The organism is Pseudomonas sp. GM78, from assembly GCF_000282475.1.
In the GTDB taxonomy this organism is placed as follows: Bacteria; Pseudomonadota; Gammaproteobacteria; order Pseudomonadales; family Pseudomonadaceae; genus Aquipseudomonas.
In genome coordinates, this window is sequence record NZ_AKJF01000133.1 from 1 (window position 1) to 13037 (window position 13037).

At 57.1% G+C, this 13037-nt stretch carries 9 protein-coding genes and 4 tRNA genes; 11 read left to right on the top strand and 2 right to left on the bottom strand.

What is annotated here, in order from left to right; genetic code table 11:
- Positions 1–125 precede the first annotated feature (125 nt).
- On the bottom strand, positions 126–1067 hold the full coding sequence (pbpG, locus tag PMI35_RS10055; protein ID WP_008062463.1) for a D-alanyl-D-alanine endopeptidase: 942 nt from the start codon (positions 1065–1067) through the stop codon (positions 126–128).
- 238 nt (positions 1068–1305) lie between these two features.
- Positions 1306–2160 (bottom strand): bifunctional methylenetetrahydrofolate dehydrogenase/methenyltetrahydrofolate cyclohydrolase FolD, encoded by an 855-nt coding sequence (gene folD, locus PMI35_RS10050; RefSeq protein WP_008062465.1) that lies wholly within the window; start codon positions 2158–2160, stop codon positions 1306–1308.
- 275 nt (positions 2161–2435) lie between these two features.
- Here folD and PMI35_RS10045 point away from each other — a divergent pair.
- From PMI35_RS10045 to PMI35_RS10000, 11 genes are all read left to right on the top strand, one after another.
- Positions 2436–2512, top strand: a tRNA-Arg gene (locus PMI35_RS10045).
- A gap of 32 nt (positions 2513–2544) precedes the next feature.
- Positions 2545–2620 (top strand) — tRNA-His (locus PMI35_RS10040).
- A 57-nt stretch (positions 2621–2677) separates the two neighbouring features.
- Positions 2678–2762, top strand: a tRNA-Leu gene (locus PMI35_RS10035).
- Positions 2763–2840: 78 nt separating this feature from the next.
- Positions 2841–2916: transfer RNA gene (locus PMI35_RS10030), tRNA-His, on the top strand.
- A gap of 395 nt (positions 2917–3311) precedes the next feature.
- On the top strand, positions 3312–4622 hold the full coding sequence (tig, locus tag PMI35_RS10025; protein ID WP_032831831.1) for a trigger factor: 1311 nt from the start codon (positions 3312–3314) through the stop codon (positions 4620–4622).
- Positions 4623–4715: 93 nt separating this feature from the next.
- Positions 4716–5351 (top strand): ATP-dependent Clp endopeptidase proteolytic subunit ClpP, encoded by a 636-nt coding sequence (clpP, locus tag PMI35_RS10020; protein WP_008062468.1) that lies wholly within the window; start codon positions 4716–4718, stop codon positions 5349–5351.
- A 111-nt stretch (positions 5352–5462) separates the two neighbouring features.
- Complete coding sequence (gene clpX, locus PMI35_RS10015) at positions 5463–6746, top strand: ATP-dependent Clp protease ATP-binding subunit ClpX (protein WP_007946893.1); 1284 nt, start codon at positions 5463–5465, stop codon at positions 6744–6746.
- A 161-nt stretch (positions 6747–6907) separates the two neighbouring features.
- Positions 6908–9304: an endopeptidase La gene (gene lon / locus PMI35_RS10010; protein ID WP_008062469.1), complete on the top strand. Its 2397-nt coding sequence runs from the start codon at positions 6908–6910 to the stop codon at positions 9302–9304.
- A 148-nt stretch (positions 9305–9452) separates the two neighbouring features.
- Positions 9453–9725, top strand: a complete 273-nt coding sequence (locus PMI35_RS0132935; protein ID WP_002552737.1) for an HU family DNA-binding protein — start codon at positions 9453–9455, stop codon at positions 9723–9725.
- Positions 9726–9957: 232 nt separating this feature from the next.
- Positions 9958–11829: a SurA N-terminal domain-containing protein gene (locus PMI35_RS10005; RefSeq protein ID WP_008062470.1), complete on the top strand. Its 1872-nt coding sequence runs from the start codon at positions 9958–9960 to the stop codon at positions 11827–11829.
- Positions 11830–12030: 201 nt separating this feature from the next.
- The gene (locus tag PMI35_RS10000; RefSeq protein WP_008062471.1) at positions 12031–12873 is read left to right on the top strand and encodes a DUF2242 domain-containing protein; all 843 of its coding nucleotides are present in this window, start codon (positions 12031–12033) and stop codon (positions 12871–12873) included.
- Positions 12874–13037: the final 164 nt, after the last annotated feature.

The window sequence follows — 13037 nt, forward strand, 5'->3', positions numbered from 1 at the left end:
TTGCTTCCTTTTTGGCGTTTGAAAAAGGGACTCGCCGTAAGGGCGAAACCATAAGTGGCCGTTACCGCAGCAACGGATATACACCCAATCCAAATATGCACCCTTAAGCCTTCGATATCCGCCACTTACTTCGAAGCCTCAACAACACCACTCTGACGCTGCTTGAGGTTCTTGTCCGATTTATACTGCAAGGCCGCAGAAGCCACGTTCGCGCTCTTGCCGGTTTCGACCCAATTGCGTATGCGCGCAGCATCGGCGAAGTGCGTGTACTTGCCATAGGCGTCAAGCAACACCAGGGCAACCGGTCGATTACTCATCCGCGTCACCAACACCAGGCAGTGACCTGCTTCGTTGGTAAAACCGGTCTTGGTCAGCTGGATGTCCCAGTCCGGCTTGCGCACCAAATGGTCGGTATTGCGGAAACCCAGGCTATACACGGGTTTACGGAAGGTGACGGTTTTTTCCTTGGTGGTGCTCAGCTCTGTCAGCAACGGGTATTTGTGCGCGGCAATCAACAGTTTGCTCAGGTCGCGCGCGGTGGAAACGTTGCGCGGGGAGAGGCCGGTCGGCTCGACGAAATGGGTGTTGGTCATGCCCAGGGCCCGGGCCTTGGCGTTCATCGCGGCAATGAACGCCGCATAGCCGCCTGGATAGTGGTGGGCCAGGCTGGCGGCGGCACGGTTTTCGGAAGACATCAGGGCGATCAGCAACATTTCCCGACGCGGAAGTTCGCTCTTGAGCTTCACTCGGGAGTACACACCTTTCATTTCCGGTGTGTCGCTGATGTTGATGTTGATGTATTCGTCCATGTTCTGCCGGGCTTCAACCACGACCAGGCCGGTCATCAGCTTGCTGACGGAAGCGATGGGGACGACGACGTCCGGATTGCTGGCATAGATGATTTTGTTGGTCTGCATGTCCAGCAGCAACGAACTGCCGGATGCGAGCTTGAGTTGCGAGGTGTCTCGGGGCGCTGCGGTGGTGGTGTCGCCCGCGCTGGCGATTGGCGTGATGAAAGTCCCTGTAACTGCAAAAAATAGGCTCAGGATGGAAAGACGGATTTTCACGCTGGCAGACTCAATAATGTGTTGATAAGCCGTTCTGTAACGGGCTATTACTTAAAAAGCGCGACATTCTGGAGTATGGCTGAATAACTGTCGATGGTTGTTCGAGGGCGGGGTGAAAGACCCCGGAAACATGAAAAAAAAGTCACTTTCCGGCGGATGGTCGATCAGTTTCCGCAGGCACAAAAAACCCCGTCAGTGGCGGGGTTTCTTGTGTCGCTGGCTACCGCTGCGTTGAGCCTCAGCTGTGCAGGGTTTCGGCCGCGTACAGGGTGTTTTCCAGCAGGCAGGCGCGGGTCATCGGGCCGACGCCACCCGGCACCGGAGTGATCCAGCTGGCACGGGGCAGGGCGGTTTCGTAGATCACGTCACCCACCAGCTTGCCGTCTTCCTGACGGTTGATGCCGACGTCGATCACGATCGCGCCTTCCTTGATCCACTCACCTTTTACCAGGCCCGGCTTGCCGGCGGCGACCACCACCAGGTCGGCGCGGCCGACATGGCCGGCCAGGTCCTTGGTGAAGCGGTGAGTGACGGTCACGGTGCAACCGGCCAGCAACAGTTCCATCGCCATCGGGCGACCGACGATATTGGAAGCGCCAACTACCACCGCGTTCATGCCGTAGAGATCGGCACCGGTGCTTTCCAGCAGGGTCATGATGCCTTTCGGCGTGCATGGACGCAGCAGCGGGATGCGTTGGGCCAGGCGGCCGACGTTATAAGGATGGAAACCATCGACGTCTTTATCCGGACGAATGCGTTCCAGCAATTTGGAAGCGTCCAGGTGTTCAGGGAGAGGCAACTGAAGCAGAACGCCGTCAATCGCCGGATCGTCATTGAGGCGATCGATCAGGTCGGCCAGCGCTTGTTGAGTGGTGTCGGAAGGCAGGTCATAGGCCTGGGACAGGAAGCCGACCTCTTCACAGTCTTTACGCTTGTGCGAGACATAAACCTGAGAGGCAGGATCGCTGCCGACCAGGATCACCGCGAGGCCGGGCGTGCGCAGGCCTTGCTGGCGACGCTCGTTGACGCGTTGGGCGATCTGCTGGCGCAGGCTGGCGGCGATCGATTTGCCGTCGATAAGTTGTGCAGTCATTGCGCGTGATTAACCATCGAGAGGGGAAAAAAAGAGAGCGCATTCTCGCATGTCATGCGGTGAGGGCAAAGGCGCTTGGTCTGCAAATTCCGCTAACCCCTTTAATTAAATGAATTTTTTTCAAAAAGGATTTGACGACCTGCGGGGGGCTCTATACTATTCGTCGCACTTGTCGGGCACAGCCTAGCACTGGTTGAGAAGGTTGAGCGGGATTACGGTTCTGCAAGACTGAAAAGCACTTAGTTTGTAGTCCTCCAAGAGTACAGATTAACAAGGCGCCCGTAGCTCAGCTGGATAGAGCATCCGCCTTCTAAGCGGATGGTCGCAGGTTCGAGTCCTGCCGGGTGCGCCATTAGGCAGCTTTGGCACAAGTAACGCGATATGGTGGGCGTAGCTCAGTTGGTAGAGCACGGGATTGTGACTCCCGTTGTCGTGGGTTCGATCCCCATCGTCCACCCCATATTTCGAAGGGCGCCAGATTAACAGTCTGGCGCCTTTGCTTTAAAGGCTTCATCTCGCGGATGTGGTGGAATTGGTAGACACACTGGATTTAGGTTCCAGCGCCGCGAGGCGTAAGAGTTCGAGTCTCTTCATCCGCACCAAACAAGACTTCAATCATGCCGCCTGGTATGGTCGAGGTTCAACAAAGAAGTGATTTGGCTTCTTTGGCACGCAATATGGTGGGCGTAGCTCAGTTGGTAGAGCACGGGATTGTGACTCCCGTTGTCGTGGGTTCGATCCCCATCGTCCACCCCATATTTCGAAAAGGCGCCAGATTAATAGTCTGGCGCCTTTTTTGTTTCAGCGGTTTCGGCGACCGCGGGTTCCGGGTCGCAAGGGCAGGGCGTTTCGTCGTTTTTATGTTTCGCGATGATGCCGTGCTGCCCGCCGGCCTTGCTCGCAAGATCGGCTGTCAGGGAGATGATTGGCAACCTCATCCATATAAGGAAGGGTTGGCGCAGAGCCTTGGCGTGATTGGCTGTATTTGCCACCGGGGCGAGGTGCACCCGTGCATTCGCACCTATAAATTGCCTGCTGCTTTTTTACCCGTTTTCAGTAGGGTGACTTCTTGAGTTTGACCCACTAGAATGCATGCCCTTGATTCTGGGGTCGGAAACGGCCGGCTAACGTCTGTGCAACGAGGAATATCCATGCAAGTTTCTGTTGAAAATACTTCTGCTCTTGAGCGCCGCATGAGCATCACCGTGCCGGCTGAGCGCATCGAGACTCAGGTCAACAAGCGTCTGCAGCAGACTGCCCAAAAGGCCAAGATTGCTGGCTTCCGTCCAGGCAAAGTGCCAATGAGCGAAATCAAGCGTCGTTTCGGCGCTGAAGCTCGCCAGGAAGCGGTAGGCGACGTCATCCAGTCTTCCTTCTACGAAGCTGTGGTTGAGCAGAAGCTGAACCCGGCGGGTTCCCCTTCGATCGAGCCTAAATCCCTGGAAGCAGGCAAGGACCTGGAATACGTCGCTGTATTCGAAGTGTTCCCTGAGTTCACCGTTGCCGGTTTCGAAGGTATCAACGTAGAGCGCCTGAGCGCCGACGTGGCTGATGCCGATCTGGACAAGATGCTGGACATCCTGCGCAAGCAGAACACCCGTTTCGAAGTGGCCGATCGCGCTGCCCAGAACGAAGACCAGCTGAACATCGATTTCGAAGGCAAGGTCGACGGTGAAGTGTTCGCTGGCGGTTCCGCCAAGGGCACTCAGCTGGTGCTGGGTTCCGGCCGCATGATCCCGGGCTTCGAAGAAGGCCTGGTTGGCGCTAAAGCCGGTGAAGTGCGCGTTCTGAACCTGACTTTCCCTGAGGATTATCAGAACCTGGACCTGGCTGGCAAAACCGCCGAGTTCACCGTGACCGTCAACAGCGTTTCCGAGCCAAAACTGCCTGAGCTGAACGAAGAATTCTTCGCCCAATTCGGCATCAAGGAAACCGGTCTGGAAGGCTTCCGCACCGAAGTTCGCAAGAACATGGAGCGCGAACTGCGCCAGGCGATCAAATCCAAGGTGAAAAATCAGGTCATGGACGGTCTGCTGGCCACCAACCCGATCGAAGTGCCGAAGGCTTTGCTGTCCAACGAAGTTGACCGTCTGCGTGTGCAGGCTGTTCAGCAGTTCGGTGGCAACATCAAGCCAGACCAACTGCCGGCCGAGCTGTTCGAAGAGCAAGCCAAGCGTCGCGTTGTCCTGGGCCTGATCGTGGCTGAAGTGGTCAAGCAGTTCGACCTCAAGCCTGACGAAGCCCGCGTTCGCGAGATGATCCAGGAAATGGCTTCGGCTTACCAAGAGCCTGAGCAAGTTGTGTCCTGGTACTACAAAAACGACCAGCAACTGAACGAAGTTCGTTCGGTTGTGCTGGAAGAGCAAGTTGTGGATACTGTTCTGCAGAAAGCTAGCGTGACCGACAAATCGGTCTCTTACGAAGAAGCGGTCAAGCCGGTAGAAGCTCCACAAGCCGACTGATCATTTTTGCGCTAAGAAGCACACACCATAAGCCAGCTCTCGAGCTGGCTTATGCGTATTCAAGACATAACTATTTGGGAGTGACTGCAGAGCATGTTCCGTAATTCGTATATTCAGCAGAACTCTGATATCCAGGCCGCAGGCGGCCTGGTCCCGATGGTTGTCGAGCAGTCCGCTCGTGGCGAGCGCGCCTACGACATCTACTCGCGCCTCCTCAAGGAGCGAGTGATCTTTCTGGTGGGCCCGGTAGAGGACTACATGGCCAACCTGATCTGTGCGCAACTGCTGTTCCTTGAAGCGGAAAACCCGGACAAGGACATCCATCTCTATATCAACTCCCCGGGCGGTTCGGTGACGGCGGGCATGTCGATCTACGACACCATGCAGTTCATCAAACCCAACGTGTCGACCACCTGTATCGGTCAGGCGTGCAGCATGGGCGCGTTCCTGCTGACGGCCGGTGCCAAAGGCAAACGTTACTGCCTGCCGAACTCGCGCGTGATGATTCACCAGCCACTGGGCGGTTTCCAGGGCCAGGCCTCGGATATCGAAATCCATGCCAAGGAAATCCTCTTCATTCGCGAGCGTCTCAACACGCTGATGGCCAAGCACAGCGGGCGCACCCTTGAAGAAATCGAGCGCGATACCAACCGCGATAATTTCATGAGTGCAGAAGCTGCGCGTGAGTACGGGTTGATCGATGAAGTGATCAACCAGCGCCCCGCTTAAATAAGCAGCTCAAAATAAGGCTGGTCGGCACGTCCGATCACCTGCGGGCTTGAAAAAGCCCGCAATAGCCTTCATCTTGTGTTGCAAGCCTATCGGATTTGGATCGAACGAATGACTGACACCCGCAACGGCGAGGACAACGGCAAGCTGCTCTATTGCTCCTTCTGTGGCAAAAGCCAGCATGAAGTGCGCAAATTGATTGCCGGCCCCTCGGTCTTTATCTGCGACGAGTGCGTCGACCTGTGCAATGACATCATCCGTGAGGAGGTGCAGGAAGCCCAGGCCGAAAGCAGCGCGCATAAATTGCCTTCGCCCAAAGAAATCAGCGGCATCCTTGATCAATACGTGATTGGTCAGGAGCGTGCGAAAAAGGTTCTGGCCGTAGCGGTGTACAACCACTACAAGCGCCTGAACCAGCGTGACAAGAAGAATGACGACGTCGAACTCGGCAAGAGCAACATCCTGCTGATCGGCCCGACAGGCTCGGGTAAGACCCTGCTTGCCGAAACACTGGCCCGCTTGCTGAACGTTCCGTTCACCATCGCCGACGCAACCACCCTCACCGAGGCGGGTTATGTGGGTGAAGATGTCGAGAACATCATTCAGAAGCTGCTGCAGAAGTGCGATTACGACGTGGAAAAAGCCCAGATGGGCATTGTCTACATCGATGAAATCGACAAGATTTCGCGCAAGTCTGACAACCCGTCGATCACCCGGGACGTTTCCGGTGAAGGCGTGCAGCAGGCCCTGCTCAAGTTGATCGAAGGCACGGTCGCTTCCGTTCCACCCCAAGGTGGTCGCAAGCATCCGCAGCAGGAGTTCCTTCAGGTCGACACCCGTAACATCCTGTTCATCTGCGGTGGTGCGTTCTCCGGTCTGGAAAAGGTTATTCAAAACCGTTCCACCAAGGGCGGCATCGGTTTCAACGCGGAAGTTCGCAGCAAGGAAGAAGGCAAGAAAGTCGGTGAATCCCTGCGTGAAGTCGAGCCTGACGATCTGGTCAAGTTCGGTCTGATCCCGGAATTTGTCGGTCGTCTGCCGGTCCTGGCGACGCTGGACGAGCTTGATGAAGCTGCCTTGATGCAGATCCTCACCGAGCCGAAAAACGCGCTGACCAAGCAATACGCCAAGCTGTTCGAGATGGAAGGCGTGGACCTGGAATTCCGGGCCGACGCACTGAAATCGGTCGCCAAACGCGCGCTGGAACGCAAGACCGGTGCCCGTGGCCTGCGTTCGATTCTCGAAGGTGTGTTGCTCGACACCATGTACGAAATCCCCTCGCAGTCCGAGGTGAGTAAAGTAGTGATCGACGAAAGCGTTATAGAAGGCAAGTCCAAGCCACTGTATATCTACGAAAACAGTGAGCCTGCTGCCAAGGCCGCGCCAGACGCCTAAGCGTCACGCAGCCGGTACAAAGAAGGGGCCTTCGGGCCCCTTTGCTTTTTCCGGGTTTTAACGCTGTCTTTGTGCTTGTTTTTTTTTAAGGCAGCCCCCATCTTGGTTTCAAGCTTACTTCCATCTGTTTCCGGCCTTATGGCCGCCGTAGAGGCGAAATCATGAAGACAACCATCGAATTGCCTCTCCTGCCATTGCGTGATGTCGTGGTTTATCCGCACATGGTTATCCCGCTGTTCGTGGGGCGCGAGAAATCCATCGAAGCCCTCGAGGCAGCGATGACGGGCGACAAGCAGATCCTTCTGCTGGCCCAGAGAAACCCTGCTGACGACGATCCCGGTGAAGACGCACTTTATCGCGTAGGTACGATTGCGACCGTCCTGCAGCTGCTCAAGCTGCCTGACGGCACGGTCAAGGTTCTGGTCGAGGGCGAGCAGCGCGGCGCCGTGGAGCGCTTCAGCGAAGTGGATGGCCATTGCCGCGCCGAAGTTTCGTTGATCGACGAAGTCGATGCACCGGAGCGCGAGTCGGAAGTGTTTGTCCGCAGCCTGCTGTCGCAGTTTGAACAATACGTGCAGTTGGGCAAGAAAGTCCCTGCCGAGGTCCTGTCGTCGCTCAACAGCATCGATGAGCCAGGCCGCCTGGTCGACACCATGGCTGCGCACATGGCGCTGAAAATCGAGCAGAAGCAGGAAATCCTCGAAATCATCGATTTGTCGGCCCGTGTCGAGCACGTGCTGGCCTTGCTGGATGCCGAGATCGACCTGCTGCAGGTCGAAAAACGCATTCGCGGGCGTGTTAAAAAGCAAATGGAGCGCAGTCAGCGCGAGTACTACCTGAATGAGCAGATGAAGGCCATTCAGAAAGAGCTCGGCGACAGCGACGAAGGGCATAACGAAGTCGAAGAGCTGAAAAAGCGCATCGATGCCGCCGGCCTGCCCAAGGACGCGCTCGCCAAGGCGACCGCCGAACTGAACAAGCTCAAGCAAATGTCGCCGATGTCCGCCGAAGCGACGGTGGTTCGTTCCTACATCGACTGGCTGGTCCAGGTGCCGTGGAAGGCCCAGAGCAAGGTGCGCCTTGATCTGGCTCGCGCAGAAGACATTCTCGACGCCGATCACTACGGCCTCGAAGAGGTCAAGGAACGGATTCTCGAATACCTCGCCGTGCAGAAGCGCGTGAAAAAGATCCGTGGTCCGGTGTTGTGCCTGGTCGGTCCTCCTGGCGTGGGTAAAACCTCGCTGGCGGAGTCCATTGCACACGCCACCAACCGTAAATTCGTGCGCATGGCCCTCGGCGGCGTGCGCGATGAAGCGGAAATTCGTGGTCATCGCCGTACTTACATCGGTTCGATGCCAGGAAGATTGATTCAAAAGATGACAAAGGTGGGTGTGCGCAACCCGCTGTTCCTGCTCGATGAAATCGACAAGATGGGCAGCGACATGCGTGGCGATCCGGCGTCGGCGTTGCTGGAAGTGCTCGATCCCGAGCAGAACCACAACTTCAACGATCACTATCTGGAAGTCGATTACGACCTGTCCGATGTGATGTTCCTGTGCACCTCCAACTCCATGAACATTCCGCCAGCGCTGCTGGACCGGATGGAAGTCATTCGCCTGCCCGGTTACACGGAAGACGAGAAGATCAACATCGCCGTCAAATACCTCTCGCCCAAACAGATCACGGCCAACGGCCTGAAGAAAGGCGAGCTGGAATTCGACGCCGAAGCGATCCGCGACATCATCCGCTACTACACCCGCGAAGCCGGTGTACGGGGTCTGGAGCGCCAGATTGCCAAGGTTTGCCGCAAGGCCGTGAAAGAGCATGCGCTGGAAAAACGCTTCTCGGTGAAGGTCACTGCGGACGATCTGGAACACTTCCTGGGCGTGCGTAAATTCCGCTACGGCCTGGCAGAACAGCAGGACCAGATCGGTCAGGTGACCGGCCTGGCGTGGACTCAGGTGGGCGGTGAATTGCTGACCATCGAAGCCGCCGTCGTTCCGGGCAAGGGCCAGCTGATCAAGACCGGGTCTTTGGGTGATGTGATGGTCGAATCGATCACCGCAGCCCTGACCGTTGTCCGCAGCCGTGCCAAGAGCCTGGGGATCCCCCTGGACTTCCACGAGAAGCGCGACACGCACATCCACATGCCGGAAGGGGCGACCCCGAAAGACGGCCCGAGCGCCGGCGTAGGCATGTGCACGGCGTTGGTGTCGGCACTGACCAGCATTCCCGTACGCGCGGATGTTGCCATGACGGGTGAAATTACCCTGCGTGGCCAGGTATTGGCGATCGGTGGCTTGAAAGAAAAACTGCTCGCCGCACATCGTGGCGGAATCAAGACCGTGATCATTCCTGAAGAGAATGTTCGCGATTTGAAGGAGATTCCGGACAATATCAAGCAAGATCTTCAGATTAAACCAGTTAAATGGATTGACGAGGTCCTGCAAATTGCGCTGCAATACGCCCCGGAGCCCTTGCCGGATGTGGCTCCGGAGATAGTCGCGAAGGATGAAAAACGCGAGTCGGATTCTAAGGAAAGAATTAGCACGCATTAGTACGTATTTGCCTGGGGGGCTTCCTTGACAGCTTTTTAGAGCCCTTGTTATAAAGCGGCTCTTAAGTGTCTGTAGGCCATTCAGCACTCGTTTTTGCTTTCACCAAAAAACTTAGAATCATACTCAAATAGATATAAGGGGACTTAGAGTGAACAAGTCGGAACTGATTGATGCTATCGCTGCATCCGCTGATATCCCGAAAGCTGCTGCTGGCCGTGCGCTGGACGCTGTAATCGAATCCGTCACTGGCGCTCTCAAGGCCGGCGACTCCGTGGTTCTGGTTGGTTTCGGTACTTTCTCCGTCACTGATCGTCCAGCTCGCATCGGTCGTAACCCACAGACCGGTAAGACGCTGGAAATCGCAGCTGCCAAAAAACCAGGTTTCAAAGCTGGTAAAGCACTGAAAGAAGCTGTCAACTAAGTTCCATTCAGGTTTTTGCCTATCCGGGTCGGGGTCATGCCTGACCTGGCAGCGGAGCGGTAGTCCAGTCGGCAGTTCGCCGGTCCGAGACACCGAGGCTCGCAAGGTCGAGTCATCGGTCCGTTCCGCCAGTTACGAGAAGGCGCATCCTCGGATGCGCCTTTCTTCTATCCGGATTCTACCCACGCTCCACGGTTGCCTAATTTGAAGTTCAACCGTTTATGGGGGACGCATGCTGCAAAATATCAGGGACAATTCACAAGGCTGGATTGCCAAGACCATTATCGGGGTCATCGTTGCACTGATGGCTTTGACCGGTTTCGACGCCATTTTCCAGGCTACGACGCACAAAAATGAGGCGGCGAAGGTCAATGGTGAAGAAATCAGCCAGAACGAGCTGAGCCAGGCGGTCGATATGCAACGCCGTCAACTCATGCAACAGCTGGGCAAGGATTTCGACGCTTCCTTGCTCGACGAAAAAATGCTGCGTGAATCGGCCCTCAAAGGCCTGATCGACCGCAAGCTGCTGTTGCAAGGCGCAGAAAACTCCAAATTCGCTTTCTCCGAAGCGGCGCTGGACCAGGTCATCCTGCAAACGCCTGAATTCCAGGTCGATGGCAAGTTCAGTCCTGAGCGTTTCGACCAGGTGATTCGTCAACTCGGCTACAGCCGTATGCAGTTCCGCCAGATGCTGGCCCAGGAAATGCTGATCGGTCAGCTGCGCGCCGGTGTGGCGGGTAGCGGTTTCGTTACCGATGCCCAGGTTCTGGCCTTTGCCCGTCTGGAAAAACAGACCCGCGATTTCGCGTCCTTGAGCATCAAGGTCGACCCGGCAGCCGTGAAGCTGACCGACGAAGAGGTCAAGGCCTATTACGACGAGCACGCCAAGGAATTCATGACGCCGGATCAGGTGGTCATCGATTACCTGGAGTTGAAGAAGGCTTCCTTCTTTGATCAGGTCAGCGTCAAGGACGAAGACCTGCAAGCGGCGTATCAGAAAGAGACGGCGAACCTGTCCGAACAACGCCAGGCTGCGCACATCCTGATCGAAGTGAACGACAAGACTACCGAAGCGCAGGCCAAGGCCAAGATCGAAGAGATCCAGGCCCGCCTGAACAAGGGCGAGACGTTCGAAGCCCTGGCCAAGGAATTCTCCCAGGATCCGGGTTCGGCGAACAACGGCGGCGACCTGGGCTACGCAGGTCCTGGCGTGTATGACCCGGCGTTCGAGAAAGCCCTGTATTCGCTGGCCAAGGATCAGGTTTCCGAGCCGGTTCGCACCGACTTCGGTTTCCACCTGATCAAGCTGCTGGGCGTGGAAGCGCCTGAAGTGCCGACGTTCGCCAGCCTGAAAGACAAGCTGACCCGCGAATTGAAGGCCCAGCAGGTCGAGCAGCGTTTCGTCGAGGCGACCAAGCAACTGGAAGACGCCTCGTTCGAAGCGTCCGACCTGGTCCAGCCTGCGCAGGACTTGAAGCTGACCGTTCACACCTCCAAGCCGTTCGGCCGTGAAGGTGGTGAAGGCATCGCGGCCAACCGTGCCGTGATCACCGCAGCGTTCAGCCCGGAAGTGCTGGAAGAGAATGCCAACAGCACCGCCATCGAGCTCGACCCCGAGACCGTGATCGTGTTGCGCGCCAAGGAACACCTCAAGCCTGCGCAACTGCCATTGGAAAAGGTCGAGGGCCCGATCCGTGCGCAATTGGCCAAGGAGCACGCCAGTGCCGCCGCCAAGACCAAGGCTGACGAGCTGATTGCCAGCCTGCGCGATGGCAAGACGCCACTGGATAGCCCGGTCGACGGTCAGAACTGGAAGGTCACCGAAGCCGCGACCCGCGCTCAGGAAGGGCTGGACCCGACTGTGCTGCAGGCACTGTTCCGCATGCCCAAGCCAGCCGCCAAGGACAAGCCGACCTTCAGCAGTGTCACCTTGCCTGATGGAAGCCTGATGATCGTGCGTCTGAACGGCGTGAACGAGGCCTCCACGCCAACCGAAGAAGAGAAGGCTCAATACCGTCGCTTCCTCGCTTCGCGCGTTGGCCAGCAAGACTTCGCTGCTTACCGCAAGCAGCTGGAAAGCCAGGCCGAGATCGAGCGTTTCTGATCCGGGTACGAGCTTTTTGCATGAAACGAAGACCCCGGCCGCAAGGCCGGGGTTTTTTTTCGGCTGTATAACACAACGCGGGCAATTTTCTCCCGACCATCGGGTCAACAGTTTTGTAACTGTTTTAAGACACAATCGGTGCGACGCTAAGCATCGATCTGTTGCACAATACGCCCCAAACCGTTTCTCTCAGGATGTTCAATGTTTAAATCAATTCCCATGCGGGTTGTCGGGCTGGCCTTGGTGCTGGCTGCTGCTGCCGGTTGTTCGTCGAAGAAAGCCGCCATCTACGAGCATGAGAACTTCGATGATTCCGGAACGTTTTCCCGTAACTATCCGGTGACCGATTCGGCCTCCTGTGAAGCAGCTCGTCGAGCCTTGCTGAGCCAGGGCTATATCATCACCAGCAGCGATCCTAAACTGGTCAGTGGGCACAAGAGCTTCCAGCAGACCGGTGAAACCCACATGGAAATCAGTTTCAGTGTGGTCTGTGCCGAAGACGGCACCTCGGCGCACCATGCCACCGTGTTCGCCAACGCCCTGCAGGACAAGTACGCGCTGAAGAAAACCAACAACTCGGCAAGCCTCGGTGTCGGCGTGCTGGGCTCGGTGTCGATGCCGATCGGCTCGTCCGACGACTCGATGGTCAAGGTCGCCAGTGAGACCGTCACGTCTGCCAAGTTCTACGAGCGTTTCTTCGCCTTGGTCGAGCTGTTCCTGCCCAAGGAAGTGAAAGAAGCGGCGCACATCCCCGACAAGCCGAAAACCGACCTGGGCGTGCCCGAGCCCAAGCCGGCAGCGGCGCCCTTGGCTCCGGAATCCGCGGCACAGCCGGCGGCAGCGCCAGAGGCCGCCAAGGCCGCTGAAGTGGCGCCTGCCGCTTCCGAGCCGGTAGCACCGCCGCCTGAGGCCGCACCGATTACCTCGACCCCAGCCGCCGAGCCAACGCCTGCCACCGAAGAAGTGATAACGCCACCGGCCAACCCGAGCGACATGGCGCCACCTTCGGAGCCGATCCGGGCGATGCCCATCACTGGCCAGTGATGGCGTTACGGGGCCAGGCAACTTCGCGTGCCGGCCCCGTCCCCGCAACAAAGATTGATCCGCGTCAAACAGGCCGTCGTCCTGCGGCCTGCAGCGAAAAAAACCTGTGATAAATTCCCCATCGCCTGCTACGTTTTATCTGTAAGCGACGAAGTGTCGTGTCC

Excerpts from the sequence above, each read along its gene's own strand:
- folD (WP_008062465.1), bottom strand. The coding sequence starts at position 2,160 with ATGACTGCACAACTTATCGACGGCAAATCGATCGCCGCCAGCCTGCGC.
- tig (WP_032831831.1), top strand. The coding sequence starts at position 3,312 with ATGCAAGTTTCTGTTGAAAATACTTCTGCTCTTGAGCGCCGCATGAGC.
- clpP (WP_008062468.1), top strand. The coding sequence starts at position 4,716 with ATGTTCCGTAATTCGTATATTCAGCAGAACTCTGATATCCAGGCCGCA.
- clpX (WP_007946893.1), top strand. The coding sequence starts at position 5,463 with ATGACTGACACCCGCAACGGCGAGGACAACGGCAAGCTGCTCTATTGC.
- lon (WP_008062469.1), top strand. The coding sequence starts at position 6,908 with ATGAAGACAACCATCGAATTGCCTCTCCTGCCATTGCGTGATGTCGTG.
- PMI35_RS10005 (WP_008062470.1), top strand. The coding sequence starts at position 9,958 with ATGCTGCAAAATATCAGGGACAATTCACAAGGCTGGATTGCCAAGACC.
- PMI35_RS10000 (WP_008062471.1), top strand. The coding sequence starts at position 12,031 with ATGTTTAAATCAATTCCCATGCGGGTTGTCGGGCTGGCCTTGGTGCTG.